An 18713-nucleotide genomic window follows, 5' to 3' on the forward strand; every position below is an offset into this window, starting at 1 on the left:
GGACCAAAAAATCCTCGCTCCATTCATCCGGCCCCTACGCTTCGCTCCGGGGTTCCCTCGCTCCGTTCTTGCTCCCGGGAGGACCGCGCTGAACGCCCCATCCTGGGGCGCAGCGCTTGACGGGCATCCATGCCCGTCACCTCCCTTCGCAAGAACTCCGCTCGGCCTCCTGAAGTCGCAATTGGTGCTGCCTGATCTACCGCGCGCTTAGAAGCAAAAGCAAACAGCAACAACAAGAGCGAACAACAAGAGCGAACAACAAGAGCGAACAACAAGAGCGAACAACAAGAGCGAACAACAAGAGCGAACAACAAGAGCAAGTTACTCGTATCTCACTCGTCGGTCTCTCCGGGACTTTCATGAATTGTTAACGATCTTTTCACGCTGCCCCCTTTAGCGTCGCCTGCCAACCATTCCGGCAGGCAACCGCTCTCTGAGGCATACGTGTCCCGTACAACTCCCCCCGCCCGCAAATCCATCGACTGGCCCGGTCTCGGCTGGCTCCTGCTGTTCTTCTGGTACTTCTCCGGCATCACCCAGGCTCTACTGCTGTTCAGCGGCACCACCGGCTTCGCCGGCTTCCGCGACGCCCTGTTCCTCAGCAGCTTGTGGCTGGCACCGGTCCTGCTGCTACCACGCCTGACTCGCCCCCTCGCCGCCCTGATCGGGCTGGTGTTGTGGGCCAGCTCGCTGGTCGGCCTGAGCTATTTCGGCATCTACCGCCAGGAGTTCTCGCAAAGCGTCATCTTCGTGATGTTCGAGTCCAACACCGCCGAGGCCGGGGAATACTTCAGCCAATACTTCAGCGTCTGGCTATGCCTGGGGTTGCTGCTCTACAGCGCGATCGCCGTGCTGCTGTGGCGGCGCATCCGCCCGGTCACCCTGCCGTTGTACAGCCGCCTGCCGGTGGTCGCCGTGCTACTGACAGCAACCCTGGGTTACCCGTTCTACAAGCAGATGGTCTCCCAACAACGCAGCTTCGCCGACGCCCGGGAAAAGGTCGAACAGCGCATGGCGGCCGCGGTGCCTTGGCAACTGGTGGTCGGCTACCGGCAATACCGCCAGCAACTGGACAACATGCAGGCCCTGCTGGAGCAGAACGCCGCCCTGCCGCCACTAAAGAACCTCAAGGACAACAGCGGCGACGCGCCGCGCACCCTGGTGCTGGTACTGGGTGAGTCCACCACCCGCGAACACATGCACCTGTACGGCTACAACCGCGACACCACGCCGAACCTCGACGCCCTGGCCGCCCGCGACAAGGGCCTCACCGTGTTCCGCAACGTCGTCTCGCCACGCCCGTACACCATCGAAGTGATGCAGCAGATCCTCACCTTCGGCGATCAACAACACCCTGACCGTTTCCTCACCGATCCGTCGCTGATCAACCTGATGAAACAGGCCGGCTACAAGACCTTCTGGATCACCAACCAGCAGACGATGACCAAGCGCAACACCATGCTCACCTCCTTCTCACAGCAGACGGATGTGCCGGTCTACCTGAACAACCAGCGCAACCAGAACGCCAGCCAGTACGACAGCGTGGTGCTGGAGCCTTTCGAAAGGGCCCTGCAGGATCCGGCCGACAAGAAGCTGATCATCGTTCATCTGCTCGGCACGCACATGGATTACCGCTACCGCTATCCGGCCGGCTTCGACCACTTCAAAGACAACACCGGCGCGCCAGCGGCGCTGTCCCCCGACCAGCTACGGACCTACAACTTCTATGACAACGCCGTGCGCTACAACGATTTCGTCGTGTCCGACCTGATCAAGCGCTATTCGGCCAGCACACCGAACGGCTTTCTGTTGTACCTCTCCGACCATGGCGAGGATGTCTACAGCTCCGGCAATCATGATCGCCTCGGCCGCAATGAGGCCGACCCGACCCGACCGATGTACACCATCCCCTTCCTGCTCTGGACCTCGCCCAGCTGGCAGGCGGAGCACCCGCGCGACCTGCAGTCGATGGTCAACCGCCCCTATAGCAGTGCACACCTGATCCACACCCTGTCCGACCTGGCGGGCCTTAGCTACGACCGCTACGAGCCGGCCAAGAGCCTGGTCAACGGAGCGTTCACCGCCAGCCCACGCTGGATCGGCGACCCGTACGCGAAAAACGGTCTGCACGAGTTCGACAACCTGCCCGGCACCCGAGTGAAGCAGGAGCAGCGGACCGCCAGCAGCGGCACGGTTCGCCCTGACGAAGGCTGACAGCCCGCGACAAGGCTGCCCCTCATACCAATCCCTCCACTTGAAGGGACACGCCCCCAAAACCGATATCTGGTCTCTCAGATATCGGTTTTTTGTTGCATCAATGATGAATAAATTTCCGCCATATTGTTTCGTACATTTCATGACAAATACAAAACGACAATATTCCACTCCAGAATGACGTCACTGCATCTCAGCAAATACGGGAAACTCAGATGAATGCGTGCGAATACCCGCTTTGGCGCATGAACAAAACGACGAAATTAAACATTCCAAAATGGAATGATGTAGCAACTAATTGTCGTTTGTTGAGAACGCCTTTCAACGCCAATACTGATTTCAATCAATGCAATCGCGAGCGCCGCGGCACTGGAGAAGCCGCCGGCCGACCGGCGCCCAAACCGCGCCCGTCACCTGCAAATGGAAGTGGTCAGATCACAACAAAAACAACAACTCACCCGAATGCAGATCCAATAGGTTGCCCATGACCCATTCGAACAACAACGCAAGTTTGACTGCCGCAACCCCGCCTTCCGGACACCTCAAACGCACGCTCACCAGCCGCCACCTGAACATGATCGCCATCGGCGGCTCCATCGGCACCGGCCTGTTCGTCTCCTCCGGCGCCACCATCGCCCAGTCCGGCCCCGGCGGCGCGCTGCTGGCCTTCGCGGTGATCGGTCTGATGGTCTACTTCTTGATGACCAGCCTCGGCGAAATGGCCGCGTGCATGCCGGTCAGCGGTTCGTTCTCCACCTATGCCTCACGCTACGTGGAAGAAAGTTTTGGTTTCGCCCTGGGCTGGAACTACTGGTACTCCTGGGCCGTGACCATCGCCGTGGACCTGGTGGCCGTGCAGATCATCATGCTCTACTGGTTCCCGGACACGCCCGGGGTGATCTGGAGCGCGGCCTTCCTGGTACTGCTGTTCGCCCTCAACGTCGCCTCGGTACGCTTCTTCGGCGAGGCGGAGTTCTGGTTCGCCCTGATCAAGGTCATCACCATCATCATCTTCATCGCCGTGGGCGTGCTGATGCTCATGGGCATCCTCGAAGGCGGCCAGGACGGCGGCGCCCACCTCTGGCAGATCGGCGACGCCCCCATCGCCGGCGGCCTGCCGGCGCTGATCGGCGTGGCGATGATCGTCGGCTTCTCGTTCCAGGGCACCGAGTTCGTCGGCATCGCCGCCGGCGAAACCGAAAACCCGGGACGCAATATTCCCAAGGCCGTACGCCAGATCTTCTGGCGCATCCTGCTGTTCTACGTGCTGACCATCGTCGTGATCGGCCTGCTGATCCCCTACACCGACCCACGACTGCTCAAGGACGGCCTGTCGGACGTCACCATCAGCCCGTTCACCCTGATCTTCGCCAAGGCCGACATGCTCGCCGCCGCCGCCGTGATGAACGCGGTGATCCTGACCTCGGTGCTGTCTGCCGGCAACTCGGGCATGTACGCCTCGTCGCGCATGCTTTACAGCTTGGCGCTGGAGCGCAAGGCGCCGGCCATCTTCGCCCGGGTAACCCGCAGCGGCACGCCGGTCTGGGCGCTGCTGGCCACCGCCGCAGTCGCCGGCCTGTGCCTGCTGAGCTTCCTGTTCAGCCCCGGCAAGCTCTACCTGTGGCTGCTCAACACCTCCGGCATGCTCGGCTTCATCGCCTGGCTGGGCATCGCGATCAGCCATTATCGCTTCCGTCGCGGCTACCTGTTCCATGGCAACGACCTGGGGAAACTGCCGTATGTGTCGAAGTACTTTCCGTTCGGCCCGCTGTTCGCCTTCGGCCTGTGCATGGTGGTGATGCTCGGGCAGAACTACCAGGCGTTCATCGGCGGACAGATCGACTGGATCGGCGCCTTCGCCACCTACGTCGGCCTGGTGCTGTTCGTGGTGGTCTGGTTCGGCCACAAGCTGGTCACGGGCTCCAGGGTAGTGCGCTACAGGGAAATGGACTTCTCCAGCATCGAGATCCGCAAGGCCGAACGCAGCAAGGCAGAGCCCGCAGGCGATGCGCTCGCGTCCAGCCAGCAGCCCGCCTGATCACTCCATTGGCGGACCCGCCCCGGTCCGCCCATCACTGCTCCGGGACCCTGATGAACAGCACCTTCGACTCCTACTACGAAGCCACCGCCAGCAGAACCTTCTACCCCGCCCAGAGCGGACGCACCGACACCCGCGTGTGCATCCTCGGTGGCGGCCTGGCCGGCCTGTCGACCGCGATAGGGCTGGCCGAGCGCGGGGTGAGCGATGTGACGATCCTTGAATCACATCGTGTCGGCCATGGCGCCTCGGGACGCAACGGCGGCTTCGTTTTTGGCGGCTACAGCCTCGGCAACGCCGACCTGCTGTCGACCTTGGGCGCCAACGAGGCACGCAAGCTGTATCGACTGACCCTCGATGCCGTCGACCTGATCCGCGAACGCACCCGCCGCTACGCCATCGACTGCGACCTGGTCGACCAGGGCGTGATCCTCGCCAACTGGTTCAACGACCCGTCGCGCCTTGAGAAACCGCGTCAGTTGATGAAGCAGGCCTATGGCGTCGACTGGGAATACATCGCCCCTGGCGAGCTGAAGGAACAGCTCAGGACAGAGCGCTATTACGGCGGGTTGCTGGAGCGCAACGCATTCCACTTCCATCCGCTCAAGTACGTCTGCGGCATTGCCCAGGCCGCCACCCAGGCCGGGGTGACGATCTTTGAGCAGTCGCCGGTGACCGGCATCGAGAAGAAGGCCGGGGGCTACATCGTGCGCACCGGCCAGGGTGAAGTCCATGCCGAGGAGGTGGTGTTCAGCGCCGGGGGCTATGCCCGCGGCGTCTACGTCCCGATCGAACGCGCCGTGCTGCCGATCGCCACCTACGTGGTGACCACCCCACCACTGGGCGATCGACTGTCGGATGCCATCAACTGCCAGTCGGCCATCTACGACACACGCTTCGCCTTCGATTATTACCGCCCGCTGAAAGACACCCGGATCCTCTGGGGCGGACGTATCTCCATCCTCGATCGCGGGCCGCAGGCCATCGCCAAGCTGCTCAAGGCCGACCTGGTATGCGTCTACCCGCAACTCGAGGACGTGGAACTGGAATACTCCTGGGGCGGCCTGATGAGCTACGGACGCCACCAGATGGCACAGATCGGCCAGGACGACAACGGCATCTGGCACGCGGTCGGTTTCGGCGGCCACGGCATGGCACCGACCACGGTCGCCGGCGAAGTGCTGGCGGACGCCATCGCCCGTCGCCTGCCGATCCCGAGCGGCTTCAGCCAGTTCGGCCTCGACCGCACCTTCGGCCTGGCCGGACTGGTGGCCGCGCAGGCCACCTACACCGCCTACCAGGCGCGCGATGCCTTCGATGCGCGGCGGCTGAACCGCTGACAGTGGGTCTGGCCACTTTTCGACAGGCATGAAAAAGCCCGCCATAAAGGCGGGCTCTTTCGTACAGCATATGGTGGGTCGTGTAGGATTCGAACCTACGACCAATTGGTTAAAAGCCAACTGCTCTACCAACTGAGCTAACGACCCGTTGGATGGCGCGTATATTACTGATTTCTCAGAGGAAATCAACACCCCATCGCAAAATTTTTCAAAAATACCGGGTGGGGTCCTCTACGCCGGCCGCCTTGAAGCCGTCGGCCCGCAGGCGGCAGCTGTCGCACTTGCCGCAGGCACGTCCGTCGTCGTCGGCCTGGTAGCAGGAAACGGTCAGGCTGTAGTCCACGCCACGGGCAATGCCCGCCTGGACGATCTGCGCCTTGCTCAGGTTCTGCAACGGCGCCTGGATGCGGAAGCCCTGCCCTTCCACGCCGGCCTTGGTGGCCAGGTTGGCCATGCGCTCGAAGGCTTCGACGAATTCCGGGCGGCAGTCCGGATAACCGGAGTAGTCCACGGCGTTGACACCAATGAAGATGTCACGGGCTTCGAGCACCTCCGCCCAGCCTAGGGCCAGGGACAGGAACACGGTGTTGCGAGCCGGCACGTAGGTGACCGGAATCCCCTCGCTCGGCGCCTCGGGCACATCGATGCTGCTGTCGGTCAGGGCCGAGCCACCGATGCCGTCGAGGTTCAGGCCGATCACCTTGTGTTCGACCACGCCCAGGTCACGGGCCACCCGCGCCGCGGCGTTGAGCTCGGCGCGATGGCGCTGGCCGTAGTCGAAACTCATGGTGTAGCACTGGTAGCCGTCGGCCTTGGCCATGGCCACCACGGTGGCCGAGTCCAGGCCACCGGACAGCAGGATTACCGCGCGTTTGTCAGTCATGTCTTGCTCCTCAACGTCCGGGTTCGTCGTTCCACAGCAGCTTGTGCAGCTGCAGCTGGAAACGCACGGGCAGGTTGTCGGCGACTATCCAGTCGGCCAGGTCGGTGGCGCTCACCTGATGGTGGCTGGGCGAGAACAGTACCTCTCCGGCACGCTCGGCCAGGTTGTACTGAATCAGCTTGGAAACCGCCCAATCGTAGTCCTCGCGGGAACAGATGACGAACTTGACCTGGTCATTGCCGGTCAGCAGCTCGATGTTCTCGTAGCGATTGCGATGGGATTCTTCCGAGCCCGGGGTCTTGAGGTCGACCACACGGCTGACCCGGGTGTCGACACCACTGATGTCGAGGGCGCCGCTGGTTTCCAGCGACACGTCATAACCGGCATCGCACAGGCGCTGCAGCAACGGCAGCGCGTTGGGCTGGGCAAGTGGCTCGCCACCAGTCACACAGACGTAGCGCGGCTTGAAGCCGGCGACCTGCTCGAGGATCGAGTCGAGCGTGCGAATGGTGCCGCCACTGAAGGCGTAGGCACTGTCGCAGTACTGGCAGCGCAGGGGGCAACCGGTCAGGCGCACGAAAACCGTGGGCAGCCCGGCCGTTCGCGTTTCACCCTGCAACGAGTAAAACACTTCGGTGATGCGTAATGTGTCTTGCATGATCGCCACGGGCGTGACAGCTAAACAGGCTGTCCGCCTCCGTCAGGCACTGTCGCGGACTCGACATGGCGTTATCCGCGGCAGCGTGTTTACGAAAAAAGGGCCGTGATTCTAACGAAAAAACCCGCGACAGGCGCGGGTTTCTTCATCAACGGGTCGCTCAGAGCTTTTGCAGGTCGCGCTGGGCCAGTTGTGCGGCGGAAGTGCCGGGGTACTGGGTGATGACCTGCTGCAGGATGCCCTTGACCTTGTCGGTGTGGCCCATACGGCGCTCGACATCGGCCAGCTTGTACAGCGAATCTGGCACCTTGCTGTGTTTCGGGTACTTCTGACCGACTTCGGCGAACGCCTGGCTGGCGCCTTGCAGGTCGCCCTTGGCCAGGTTGACCTCGCCAAGCCAGTACTGGGCATTGCCGGCGTACTGGCTGTTGGGGTACTTGCGCAGGAAGGCGTTGAAGGCCTGGCTGGCCTTGTCGAAGTCCTTCTGCTTGATCAGGTCGAAAGCGGCGTCGTAATACAGCTTCTCTTTCGCCGGATCACCCGGCTCGCTGCTGGCGGCCGGTGGCTGCGCGGCGCTGGCGCCGGCGCCCGTGGCTGCGTTGTTCGCGCCACCGGTGGAGGAATTGTCTGGAGTCGCGGCAGGCGCGGCACCGCTGCTGATGCGGCGGTCGAGATCCTGGTAGCGCTCGAGGTTTTCCTGCTTCATGCGCGACACATCGTTCTGCAACTCTTCGATGATGCCTTGCTGGCGGGAAATCTGGTCCTGCATCTGCTGCAGCTGCATGAACAGCTGGCCATTTGCAGAAGCAGGGGCCGAAGCCCCTGCTCCGGCATAGGCGCCGCTCGTGCCATAACCCGCGGGTGGATAGCCACCCGCGTTGTCATCTACTACGGGAACCGCAGCCCACGCCGAAAGGGGCAGGCTGAGTGCGAGGACGGTTACAGCACGACGGCACATACGCATAAGAACTTACTTACGCAGTTCTACGCGACGGTTCTGAGCCCAGGACTGCTCGTCGTTGCCGGTGGCAACTGGACGCTCTTCGCCGTAGGAAACCAGTTCCAGCTGAGCAGGGGAAACGCCCTGCAGAACCAGGTAGCGCTGAACGGCCTTGGCACGACGCTCACCCAGAGCCATGTTGTACTCGCGGGTGCCGCGCTCGTCGGTGTTGCCTTCCAGAACAACGCGGTTGCCGTTGGACTTCAGGTCCTTGGCGTGAACGTCCAGGGAGCGCATGGCTTCTGGCTTCAGGTCCGAGCTGTCGTATTCGAAGTAGAAGGTGGTGATTGCGCGCAGGGCGGCTTCTTCGCTCAGGGAGCCGTCGACAGCGCCAGTGTTGGCACCGTAGCCAGCGTTCGGATCAACAGCGCCTTCACCAGCGTTGTCACCGCCTTTCGAGGAGCAACCTACAGCTACAGCCATGGCCAGAGCCAGCGCAGCGAATTTACCAAACTTCAGCATTTCCATCGTGAAACTCCTAATGAAACCCCAGTGTGTTAAGCAAAACGTGTTACGCCGCAATCAGTTCAGGTAAGGGGACCAGGACGGTTCTCTGACTTCGCCTTGAGCGGTAGGAAGTGGGAGCCTCACGCGGCCGTTAAGCGACACGAGCATCAAGACTCCCCGGCCCTGCTGGCGGGTGGCGTAGATTAGCATGGTGCCGTTTGGCGCAACAGTGGGAGACTCATCAAGACTGGTCTCGGAGAGAATCTTTACACTTCCGCGTTGCAGGTCCTGAGCGGCCACCTTGAAGTTCGTGAAGCCCTGCTGGCGATGGATCATCACCAGGGTCTTTTCGTCCGCCGACAGTTTCGGGTTGGCGTTGTAGTTACCCACGAATGTCACACGCTCTGCGCCACCACCACCGACCGACTGCTTGTAGATCTGCGGCTTGCCGCCACGGTCGGAGGTGAAGTACAGGGTGTTGCCATCCTTGCCCCAGAACGGCTCGGTGTTGATACCCGGGCCTGCGGTTACGCGGGTGATCTGGCGCGAGGCCACATTCATCACGTAGATGTCCGGGTTGCCGTCCTTGGACAGCACGAACGCCAGGCGGGTGCCGTCAGGCGACCAGGCCGGAGCGCCGTTCAGGCCCTCGAAGTTGGTGATCTGCTCGCGGCGACCGGTGTCGATGTGCTGGATGAAGATGCGCGGGCGCTTCTGCTCGAACGAAACATAGGCGATGCGCTTGCCATCCGGCGCGAAACGCGGCGACAGGATCGGTTCACGCGACTGCAACAGGGTCACTGCACGGGCACCGTCGTAGTCCGAACGCTGCAGGGTGTAGCGGGTGTTGTTGGTCGAGAAACGCTCGGCGGTCACGTACAGCATGCGGGTCGAGAACGCACCCTTGATGCCGGTGAGTTTCTCGAACGACTGGTCGGCGATGTAGTGGGCCATGTCGCGCAGCTGGTCGACGCCGCCGGCAACGCTGCCGGTCAGCACTTGCTGCTCGGTGGCGACGTTGAACAGCGCGTAGCTCACCTGCAGGCGGCCACCGGACGGAACGATGCTGCCGACCATCACGTACTGGGCGCCCAGGGCTTTCCAGTCACGGAAGATCACTTCGCTGGCCTGGGTCGGCAGGCTGATCATGTTCTGCCGCGGGATCGGCCCGTAGTAGCCGGAGTTGCGCAGGTCGTTGCTGATGATGTCAGCCATGTCTTCGGGCAGCACGCTGCCGCCCTGCACGCCGAACGGCACTACTGCAATGGGAGTGGCCCGGTCGCTACCGCTGGTGACCAGGATGTTCTTCTCTTCTGCCATGGCCATGCCTGCCACGCAGCAGAGCAAGACCAGGAGTCCTCTCAGACGTTTAATCACAACGCTAGATCCTCAGGTGTAAATGTCATCTTGAATGAACGATACGGATTGAAATCGCTCGGCTTCAAGCCCTGCATCTCGGTCAACCGACCAATGTTCTTCACCGCGGCCACGGCCGAGCTGTCGAACGGACCGTCGCCACTGGACTTGGCCACACTCACGTTGGTGATGGTGCCGTCCGGCAGCATGTTGATCTGCAGAACTACCGTCATGCCCTTGCGCGCAGATGGCGGGCGCGCCCAACCTTCGGCCGCGCGCATACGGATCAGGTCGTCGAAGTCGCCGGCCACCTGGTCACCCTGCTCGTCGGCCAGCGCCTGCTGCCGCTCGGTGGTATCGGACAACAGCTCGGCGAGCGCCTGGGCCTTCTTGTCTTCCGCCGCCTTGCGGGCCGCTTCCTGTGCCTTTTTCTTCTGGGCGTCTGCCGCGGCCTTTTTCTTGGCCTCTTCAGCTGCCTTCTTCTTCGCGTCCTCGGCCGCCGCTTTCTTCTTGGCGTCCTCGGCTGCTTTTTTCTTCGCGTCTTCGGCGGCTTTCTTCTTCGCCTCTTCCGCGGCTTGTTTCTTGGCTTCTTCCTCGGCCTGTTTCTTGGCCTCTTCCTCAGCCTTCTTCTTGGCGATGTCGGCCTGTTGCTTTTCAGCGGCCTTCTTCGCCTCCTCGGCTTTCTTGGCTTCGGCGGCCTTCTTCTGCTCGGTGGCCTTGGCGGCCTCCTCAGCCTTCTTCGCCTCGGCGGCTTCGCGAGCCTCCTCGGCCTTTTGAGCGGCGTCGGCTTTCTTTTGTTCCGCGGCCTTCACGGCCTCCTGCTCGACCTTCTTCTGCTCCAGCTGCTCGACCTCGGTCTGGCGCGAAGCGGTCTTCTTCGCCTCCCCGGCAATCTTCTGATTGGTCTGGGTGGTCGCCTGGCTCTTGGACTTGAGCTGGTAGAGCGTGGCCTGGACGATGGGCTTGGACGGCGGCAGCTCGGGGGTCATGGCAAAGCTGACGAACAGCATGCCGAACACCAGCACATGCAGGCCAATGGCCCAGACACTGGGCCAGAAGTAGCTTTCCGAGGCGGATGGCTCTCGCTGCTGCATCAGGGCGCCTCGGTAATCAGGCCAACGTTACCGACACCGGCCTTCTGCAACCCGCCCATGGCGCCCATGACCGCGCCGTAGTCGACGGCCTTGTCGCCACGGATGAAGACCTGGGTCTGCTTGCCCTGGTCACGGCCGGCGGCGATGATCTTGGTCACCGCACCGGTCATTTCCGGCAAGGTCATGGCCTTGTCCATCTGCTTGTCGGTGTCGACTTCGCTGCCAAGGTTCCAGTAGTAGGTCTTGTCGGCCTTGATCGAGATGGTCAGGACCTGGACGTTGTTGTCCTGCGGCAGGGCTTCACTGGAAACCTTGGGCAGGTCCACCTTCACGCCCTGGTTGAGCATGGGGGCGGTCACCATGAAGATGACCAGCAGCACCAGCATCACGTCGATGTAGGGCACCACGTTCATCTCGGCGACCGGCTTGCGTTTGTGGCGAACTCGGGCCATGGGTTTCTACCTGATCACTCTTCGCTGGTGTGTACTTTGCGGTGCAGGATCGCCTGGAACTCGTCGGCGAAGGTGTAGTAGCGGCCAATCAGCACTTCACTGCGCGCGGCAAAACGGTTGTAGGCGATAACGGCCGGGATCGCGGCGAACAGGCCGATCGCGGTGGCGATCAGGGCCTCGGCGATACCGGGAGCCACGGTGGCCAGGGTCGCCTGTTGGGCGCTGGCCAGGCCGCGGAACGAGTTCATGATGCCCCACACGGTACCGAACAGGCCGATGTACGGGCTGGTGGAACCGACGGTGGCCAGGAACGGCAGGCTCTGCTCGAGCTTTTCTTCCTCGCGGGAAATGGCTACGCGCATGGCACGACCGACACCTTCCATGACCGCGTCCGGGTCGACACCCGGCTGCTGGCGCAGGCGCGAGAACTCCTTGAAGCCGGCACGGAAGACCTGCTCGACACCCGAGTCCGGGTCAGGGTTGCTGCCTGCCTGACGGTACAGCTTGGACAGGTCGATGCCCGACCAGAAGCGCTCTTCGAAAGCGTCCAGTGCACGACGACCGGCGCGCAGCATGGTGCTGCGCTGGAAGATCATGATCCAAGAGGTCACCGAGGCTGCCACGAGGGTCAGCATTACCAGCTGAACCACGACACTGGCATTGGCGACCAGGCTCCACATGGAGGTATGGTCGACGACGTTTGCTTCCACGCTTATTCTCCTGCGTTCGATTGAGTACCCGCGCCGTCCGCCAGGAATGCGTCGCGCAGTTCTGGGGGAATGGCCCGGGGTTTGAAAGTGTCGGCGCGCACGGCGGCCACCAGGAACTGCCCCTCGCAGAGCAGCACTTCATCCTGTGTTCGCCACACCTGCTGCACGAAGCGCAGGCTGGCACGATTCAATTCAAGCACTTGCGCGGTCACCCGCAGCTCATCGTCCAGGCGGGCCGGCGCGTGATAGCGCGCCTCGCTGGAATGGACCACGAACAACAGGTTGTCCTGCGCCAGCTGGGCCTGGGAGAACCCCAGGTGCCGCAGCCGCTCGGTGCGGGCGCGCTCCATGAACTTGAGGTAGTTGACGTAATACACCACGCCACCGGCGTCGGTATCCTCGTAATAGACGCGACAGCGGTGTGCGAACGGTTCCAGCCCATTTTGCGCGCGCATACTCTAGTGGTTACTCCTGAACTTGCCAATCCGCCCCGGCAACTGTTTTTGCATCGATAATGTCGTATTGCCAGCGAGCCTGTGGCATGCCAGCGGTAGGACCACGGAAATCCCGATTCGATCTGTCATTCGTCGTCCTGGGCGGCATATTCACCACCTTCACAGAAACGCCCGGGGATATTCAGGCCGAAATGCAGGTAGGCGTGCCGGGTCACCACGCGGCCCCGCGGGGTGCGCATGATGTAGCCCTGCTGAATCAGATAGGGTTCGAGCACGTCCTCGATGGTGTGACGCTCCTCGCCGATCGCCGCGGCAATGTTGTCGAGCCCCACCGGACCGCCGTCGAACTTCTCGATCATGGTCAGCAGCAGACGCCGGTCGGAGTGATCGAAGCCACGTTCGTCGACATCCAGCAGGTTCAGCGCCATGTCCGCGACGGCCTTGGTGATCTCGCCCTTGCCACGCACCTCGGCAAAGTCGCGCACCCGCCGCAGCAGGCGATTGGCGATCCGCGGCGTGCCCCGCGCCCGACGGGCGATCTCGAAGGCGCCCTTGTCGTCCATCGGCAGCCCGAGAATACCGGCCGAACGGCTGACGATGGTGGCCAGGTCCTTGTTGCTGTAGAACTCCAGGCGCTGGACGATGCCGAAACGGTCGCGCAGCGGGTTGGTCAGCATGCCGGCGCGGGTGGTGGCGCCGACCAGGGTGAACGGCGGCAGGTCGAGCTTGATCGAGCGCGCGGCCGGGCCTTCGCCGATCATGATGTCCAGCTGGAAGTCTTCCATCGCCGGATAGAGCACCTCCTCGACCACTGGTGACAACCGGTGGATCTCGTCGATGAACAGCACGTCATGGGGCTCGAGGTTGGTCAGCATCGCCGCGAGGTCGCCCGGGCGCTCGAGAATCGGGCCCGAGGTACTCTTGACCGACACGCCCATCTCCTGGGCAATGATGTTGGCCAGGGTAGTCTTGCCCAGGCCCGGCGGGCCGAAGATCAGGGTATGGTCGAGGGACTCGTTGCGCCCGCGCGCGGCCTGGATGAACAACGCCATCTGCTCGCGCACCACCGGCTGGCCGATGTACTCGTCCAAGCGCAGCGGGCGGATCGCGCGGTCCTGGACTTCTTCGCGGTCGCGGCCACTGGCGGCGATCAGGCGGTCGGTCTCGATCACTTGGTAATCATCCCTTTAAGGCTGCGACGGATCAGCTCCTCGCTGCTCAGGCCCGCCTTGTCCTTGATCGCGGCAATCGCCTTGCTCGCTTCCTGTGGCTTGTAGCCCAGGGAGACCAGGGCACTGACCGCGTCGGCCTCGGCCGAGGACTCACTGGCCACCGGCAGCGGGCCGTCGGAGACCAGGGTGAACATCGCCGGGGAGGTTTCCCAGGCCTTGAAGCGGTCCTTGAGCTCGACCAGCAGGCGCTCGGCGGTTTTCTTGCCGACGCCGGGCACGCGTACCAGGACCGAGGCGTCCTGGGCCTGCACGCAGCGCACCAGCTCGTCCACTTCCAGCCCTGACATCAGCGCCAGCGCCAACTTTGGCCCCACGCCGTTCAGGCGGATCAGCTCGCGGAACAGCTCGCGCTCGCGCTTTTCGGCGAAGCCATAGAGCAGGTGGGCGTCTTCGCGCACCACCAGGTGGGTGTGCACGGTCACTGGCTCGCCGACCTTGGGCAGGCGATACAGGGTGGTCATCGGCACTTCCAGCTCATAGCCCACGCCGTTGACGTCGATAATCAGGTGCGGCGGCTGTTTTTCCGCCAGGGTGCCACGCAAACGTCCAATCACGTTCCGATCCTTCCTCTCGGGCGCCGGTCGAAAACCGGTCCACCCTATCAGCAAATGCGCCGGGAGCGCGCGTCACCCGGACAAAATGTGTATCAGCGCATGAAGCGGTTACAGACGCAAGCGTCCGCCGCGCCGCCGCGCCGTCGCCAGCCCGTGGGGAATCAGGCTGGAACGGGTATGGGCATGGCACAGGGCGATTGCCAGGGCGTCAGAGGCGTCGATCTGCGGCTTCTGGGTCAGCTTGAGCAGGTGCATGACCATCATCATCACCTGCTCTTTATTGGCCCCGCCGGTGCCGGCCACGGCCTGCTTGACCTGGCTGGCGCTGTACTCGGCGATCTCCAGGCCCGCTTCGGCCGCGGCAACGATGGCCGCGCCCCGGGCCTGGCCCAGCTTGAGCGCCGAATCGGCGTTGCGCGCCATGAACACGCGCTCGATGCCCATGGTCACCGGGCCATGCTCGCGGATGATCTCGCTCACCCCGCGAAAGACGATCTGCAGACGCTCGGGCAGCTCACCTCCACCGGTGCGAATACAGCCCGACGCCACGTACTCGCAGCCACGGGCGGTCTGGCGGACCACACCGAAGCCGGTGATGCGCGAGCCGGGGTCGATACCAAGAATCAGGGTCATAACGTGTGCAGTCAGTCGTGGATGCGTAAGGTTTTTCTGGATGAAATCGCGGGGCAAGCCTACTCCCACGCCAGCATTTGCCGGCCTCGTGGGAGCGGGCTTGCCCCGCGATTACGCCAGTACAGGCGCACGGATAGCCGAAAGCTTATCAGCCCAGCGTTTCCATGATCTCATCCGAGATCTGCGCATTGGAGTAGACGTTCTGCACGTCGTCCAGGTCCTCGAGCATGTCGATCAGCTTGAGCACCTTCTCCGCGCCGTCCTTGTCCAGCTCGGCGCTGGTGGTCGGCTGCATCACGATCTCGGCGTCCGAGGCCTTGAAGCCGGCCTCTTCGAGCGCATTGCGCACGGCGTAGAAGCTGTTGAACGAGGTGAACACCTCGAAGGAGCCGTCGTCGTTGGCCACCACGTCGTCGGCGTCGGCCTCCATCGCGGCTTCCATCAGCGCGTCCTCGTCGACCTTCAGTTCAGCAGCGAAGCTGATCTGCCCCTTGCGCTCGAACAGGTAGGCCACCGAGCCGTCGGTGCCCAGGTTGCCACCGCACTTGGTGAAGGCATGGCGCACGGCTGCGGCGGTACGGTTGCGGTTGTCGGTCATGGCCTCGACCATGATCGCCACGCCGCCCGGGCCGTAGCCCTCGTAGCTCAGCTCTTCGACGTTGTCGCTTTCGTTGGTGCCGGCACCACGGGCCACGGCGCGATCGATGATGTCGCGGCTCATGTTGGCACCCAGGGCCTTGTCCAGCGCCAGACGCAGGCGCGGGTTGGAGGCCGGGTCAGGGCCGCCCTGCTTGGCCGCGACGGTCAGTTCGCGGATCCACTTGGTGAAGACCTTGCCTCTCTTGGCATCCTGGCGCTCTTTGCGGTGCTTGATGTTCGCCCACTTGGAATGACCAGCCATAACGACTCCGAATCCTTGAAACAGAAACAGGTTCCGCCCCGAAGGGCGGAACGTGAAGAATCCTGCGCGTCAAGCGCGGGGGCACCCCGTTACCGGGGCGCCCCGGTCGATCACTCGACCTTGGTCTGCTCGCGCAGACGGATGTGCAGCTCACGCAGGGCCTTGGCGTCGACCAGGCCTGGGGCCTGGGTCATGACGCACGCGGCGCTCTGAGTTTTCGGGAAGGCGATCACTTCACGGATCGACTGGGCGCCGGTCATCAGCATGACCAGGCGGTCCAGGCCGAAGGCCAGGCCACCGTGAGGCGGCGCGCCGAACTTCAGGGCGTCGAGCAGGAAGCCAAACTTCTCTTCCTGTTCCGCCGCTTCGATACCGAGCAGACGGAAGACAGCCTGTTGCATCTCTTTGCGGTGGATACGGATCGATCCGCCACCCAGCTCGGTGCCGTTCAGGACCATGTCGTAGGCACGCGACAGCGCGGTGGCCGGGTTGGCCTCCAGCTCTTCGGGGGTGCACTTCGGCGCGGTGAACGGGTGGTGCAGCGCGGTGAAGCTGCCGTCTTCGTTCTCTTCGAACATCGGGAAGTCGACGACCCACATCGGCGCCCACTCGCAGGTCAGCAGCTCGAAGTCGTGGCCCAGGCGGATACGCAGCGCGCCCAGGGCCTCGCTGACGATCTTGAACTTGTCGGCACCGAAGAACACGATGTCGCCATCAACGGCACCCACGCGATCGAGGATGTTGTTGAGGTTGGCCTCGGGAATGTTCTTGACGATCGGCGACTGCAGACCCTCGACACCCTTGGCGCGCTCGTTGACCTTGATGTAGGCCAGGCCCTTGGCACCGTAGATGCCGACGAACTTGGTGTACTCGTCGATCTTGCTGCGCGGCATGCTGGCGCCGCCCGGCAGGCGCAGGGCGGTAACGCGGCACTTCGGATCGTTGGCGGGACCGGCGAAGACCTTGAAGTCGACATCCTTCAGCTGGTCGGCGACGTCGACCAGTTCCAGCGGAATACGCAGGTCCGGCTTGTCGGAACCGTAGCGGCGCATGGCTTCTTCGAAGGTCATGTGCGGGAATTCACCGAACTCGAGGTCCAGCACTTCCTTGAACAGCTTGCGGATCATGCTTTCGGTCAGGCCCATGATCTCGGATTCGTCGAGGAAGCTGGTCTCGATGTCGATCTGGGTGAATTCCGGCTGGCGGTCGGCGCGCAGGTCTTCGTCACGGAAGCACTTGGCGATCTGGTAGTAGCGGTCGAAGCCGGCGACCATCAGCAGTTGCTTGAACAGCTGCGGCGACTGCGGCAGGGCGAAGAAGCTGCCGGCGTGGGTACGGCTCGGCACCAGGTAGTCGCGCGCGCCTTCAGGGGTGGCGCGGGTCAGGATCGGCGTTTCGACGTCGAGGAAGCCGTTTTCGTCGAGGAAACGACGGATGCTGCTGGTGATGCGCGAACGCAGGCGCAGCTTGTCGGCCATTTCCGGACGGCGCAGGTCGATGAAGCGATAGCGCAGGCGGGTTTCCTCGCCGACGTCGGAGTATTCGTTCAGCGGGAACGGCGGGGTTTCCGCTTCGTTGAGCACGTTCAGCTGGTAGCCAAGGATCTCGATGGCGCCGGACGCCATGTTGGCGTTCACCGCGCCTTCAGGGCGCTTGCGTACCTTGCCGGTGATCTGCACGACATATTCGCTGCGCACGCGGTCGGCGGCGGCGAAGGTTTCGGCGCGATCCGGGTCGAATACGACCTGGGCCATGCCTTCGCGGTCACGGATGTCGAGGAAAATCACCCCGCCGTGGTCGCGGCGACGATGGACCCAGCCGCAAAGGGTGACTTCCTGGCCGTCCAGGGACTCGTTCAGTTGGCCGCAATAATGGCTGCGCATCATGATCGTGGTTTCGCTTCTCGTGATTCGTGTGTTCGGTGGAGGTCTTGGCCGCCCAAGGGGCTAATACTGCAAGACCTGGCGGATGCAATTCAACTCAGTCGGCCTTGTCGCCGCCTGCCAGATTCTTTTTTGCCCCGGTCTTGAAGTCGGTCTCGTACCAGCCGTTGCCACTCAGGCGAAAGCCGGGGACCGACAGCAGCTTCTTCAATGCCGGCGCCTGGCACGCCGGGCAATCGGTCAGCGGCGCGGCACTGATCTTCTGCAACACCTCCATTTGGTGTTCGCAGGATGCACATTGATAGTCATACAGGGGCATGGGTGTCTCTCGTCAACCACATCGCACGCTGCCCAAGGCAGCAAAGAGCGGGATTATATATGGTAAAGGAGAGCAGTGCAGCCCGGCGATCAGTGCGCGTCTCGCGCTTCCTGCAGCCAGGCGACGCAGATCACCCTGACCAGGCCGCTGAAATTCTTCACCCCGCCATGGCGCAGGTGCACCTCACGATCCACATAGGACAACACGGCGCTCACCGAACAGCGGTTGGCCTGAGCAATACGCTCCAGGATGCGCCAATACACCACCTCCAGGCGCAGGCAGGTGGCAAAGCCGTTGAGCCGCACCGAGCGCGACACGGGCCCGGCCTGGGCCATGTCGAAATCCCGCCTGAACGGGTCGAGACGCGGATTACCTCCCCCCTGCCTTGCATTACCGTCGATACCACGTACCGGATCGCCCATCGCACCGCTCCATCGTCACGAGACCACACACCCGTTCGTCGGTCGAACGAGTCCAGGACCGTCATGAAGCGCCACCGATCAGGCCGATAGCAGCGGCAAACCCTTCCCCACAAACGCCCGGG

At 62.9% G+C, this 18713-nt stretch carries 19 protein-coding genes and 1 tRNA gene; 3 read left to right on the forward strand and 17 right to left on the reverse strand.

The features are described from left to right. Window positions 1-444: 444 nt before the first annotated feature. From V0R62_RS12285 to V0R62_RS12295, 3 genes are all read left to right on the forward strand, one after another. Window positions 445-2214, forward strand: a complete 1770-nt coding sequence (locus V0R62_RS12285; protein WP_330103908.1) for a phosphoethanolamine transferase CptA — start codon at window positions 445-447, stop codon at window positions 2212-2214. A gap of 484 nt (window positions 2215-2698) precedes the next feature. Continuing rightward, window positions 2699-4252: an amino acid permease gene (locus V0R62_RS12290; protein ID WP_330103909.1), complete on the forward strand. Its 1554-nt coding sequence runs from the start codon at window positions 2699-2701 to the stop codon at window positions 4250-4252. Window positions 4253-4305: 53 nt separating this feature from the next. Continuing rightward, complete coding sequence (locus V0R62_RS12295) at window positions 4306-5592, forward strand: NAD(P)/FAD-dependent oxidoreductase (protein WP_330103910.1); 1287 nt, start codon at window positions 4306-4308, stop codon at window positions 5590-5592. A gap of 71 nt (window positions 5593-5663) precedes the next feature. On the opposite strand, the gene V0R62_RS12300 is transcribed toward V0R62_RS12295, so the two are convergent. The 17 genes from V0R62_RS12300 to V0R62_RS12380 form a co-directional block, all read right to left on the reverse strand. Continuing rightward, window positions 5664-5739: transfer RNA gene (locus V0R62_RS12300), tRNA-Lys, on the reverse strand. A gap of 61 nt (window positions 5740-5800) precedes the next feature. Continuing rightward, the gene (queC, locus tag V0R62_RS12305; RefSeq protein WP_050704481.1) at window positions 5801-6475 is read right to left on the reverse strand and encodes a 7-cyano-7-deazaguanine synthase QueC; all 675 of its coding nucleotides are present in this window, start codon (window positions 6473-6475) and stop codon (window positions 5801-5803) included. Window positions 6476-6485: 10 nt separating this feature from the next. Further along, a complete protein-coding gene (queE, locus tag V0R62_RS12310; RefSeq protein ID WP_050704519.1) occupies window positions 6486-7133 on the reverse strand; it encodes a 7-carboxy-7-deazaguanine synthase QueE in 648 nt (215 codons plus the stop codon). A 160-nt stretch (window positions 7134-7293) separates the two neighbouring features. After that, window positions 7294-8097 (reverse strand): tol-pal system protein YbgF, encoded by an 804-nt coding sequence (gene ybgF, locus V0R62_RS12315; protein ID WP_186597171.1) that lies wholly within the window; start codon window positions 8095-8097, stop codon window positions 7294-7296. A 6-nt stretch (window positions 8098-8103) separates the two neighbouring features. Further along, complete coding sequence (gene pal, locus V0R62_RS12320) at window positions 8104-8601, reverse strand: peptidoglycan-associated lipoprotein Pal (protein WP_011535152.1); 498 nt, start codon at window positions 8599-8601, stop codon at window positions 8104-8106. A gap of 54 nt (window positions 8602-8655) precedes the next feature. Continuing rightward, on the reverse strand, window positions 8656-9906 hold the full coding sequence (gene tolB / locus V0R62_RS12325) for a Tol-Pal system beta propeller repeat protein TolB (protein WP_330103911.1): 1251 nt from the start codon (window positions 9904-9906) through the stop codon (window positions 8656-8658). Window positions 9907-9953: 47 nt separating this feature from the next. Continuing rightward, entirely contained in the window at window positions 9954-11030 is a 1077-nt protein-coding gene (tolA, locus tag V0R62_RS12330; RefSeq protein WP_330103912.1) for a cell envelope integrity protein TolA, read from the reverse strand. After that, window positions 11030-11482: a protein TolR gene (tolR, locus tag V0R62_RS12335; protein WP_011535155.1), complete on the reverse strand. Its 453-nt coding sequence runs from the start codon at window positions 11480-11482 to the stop codon at window positions 11030-11032. The genes tolA and tolR overlap by 1 nt, the downstream gene beginning before the upstream one ends. 14 nt (window positions 11483-11496) lie before the next feature. Then, window positions 11497-12192, reverse strand: coding sequence for a protein TolQ (gene tolQ, locus V0R62_RS12340; RefSeq protein WP_023628695.1), 696 nt, complete (start codon window positions 12190-12192; stop codon window positions 11497-11499). A 2-nt stretch (window positions 12193-12194) separates the two neighbouring features. Beyond that, a complete protein-coding gene (ybgC, locus tag V0R62_RS12345) occupies window positions 12195-12647 on the reverse strand; it encodes a tol-pal system-associated acyl-CoA thioesterase (protein WP_186733987.1) in 453 nt (150 codons plus the stop codon). 125 nt (window positions 12648-12772) lie between these two features. Beyond that, window positions 12773-13819 (reverse strand): Holliday junction branch migration DNA helicase RuvB, encoded by a 1047-nt coding sequence (ruvB, locus tag V0R62_RS12350; RefSeq protein WP_011535158.1) that lies wholly within the window; start codon window positions 13817-13819, stop codon window positions 12773-12775. Next, on the reverse strand, window positions 13816-14433 hold the full coding sequence (gene ruvA, locus V0R62_RS12355) for a Holliday junction branch migration protein RuvA (protein ID WP_027919956.1): 618 nt from the start codon (window positions 14431-14433) through the stop codon (window positions 13816-13818). Before ruvA ends, ruvB begins: the two co-directional genes overlap by 4 nt. Window positions 14434-14541: 108 nt before the next feature. Beyond that, window positions 14542-15066, reverse strand: a complete 525-nt coding sequence (gene ruvC / locus V0R62_RS12360) for a crossover junction endodeoxyribonuclease RuvC (protein ID WP_050704476.1) — start codon at window positions 15064-15066, stop codon at window positions 14542-14544. A 148-nt stretch (window positions 15067-15214) separates the two neighbouring features. Beyond that, complete coding sequence (locus tag V0R62_RS12365) at window positions 15215-15967, reverse strand: YebC/PmpR family DNA-binding transcriptional regulator (protein ID WP_330103913.1); 753 nt, start codon at window positions 15965-15967, stop codon at window positions 15215-15217. A 110-nt stretch (window positions 15968-16077) separates the two neighbouring features. Then, a complete protein-coding gene (gene aspS, locus V0R62_RS12370) occupies window positions 16078-17853 on the reverse strand; it encodes an aspartate--tRNA ligase (RefSeq protein ID WP_186716297.1) in 1776 nt (591 codons plus the stop codon). Between the two features lie 94 nt (window positions 17854-17947). Continuing rightward, window positions 17948-18169 (reverse strand): FmdB family zinc ribbon protein, encoded by a 222-nt coding sequence (locus V0R62_RS12375; protein WP_050704473.1) that lies wholly within the window; start codon window positions 18167-18169, stop codon window positions 17948-17950. A gap of 89 nt (window positions 18170-18258) precedes the next feature. Beyond that, window positions 18259-18591, reverse strand: coding sequence for a ribbon-helix-helix domain-containing protein (locus V0R62_RS12380; protein ID WP_330103914.1), 333 nt, complete (start codon window positions 18589-18591; stop codon window positions 18259-18261). Window positions 18592-18713: the final 122 nt, after the last annotated feature.

Source organism: Pseudomonas carassii, from assembly GCF_036324045.1.
GTDB classification, from domain to species: Bacteria; Pseudomonadota; Gammaproteobacteria; order Pseudomonadales; family Pseudomonadaceae; genus Aquipseudomonas; species Aquipseudomonas peradeniyensis.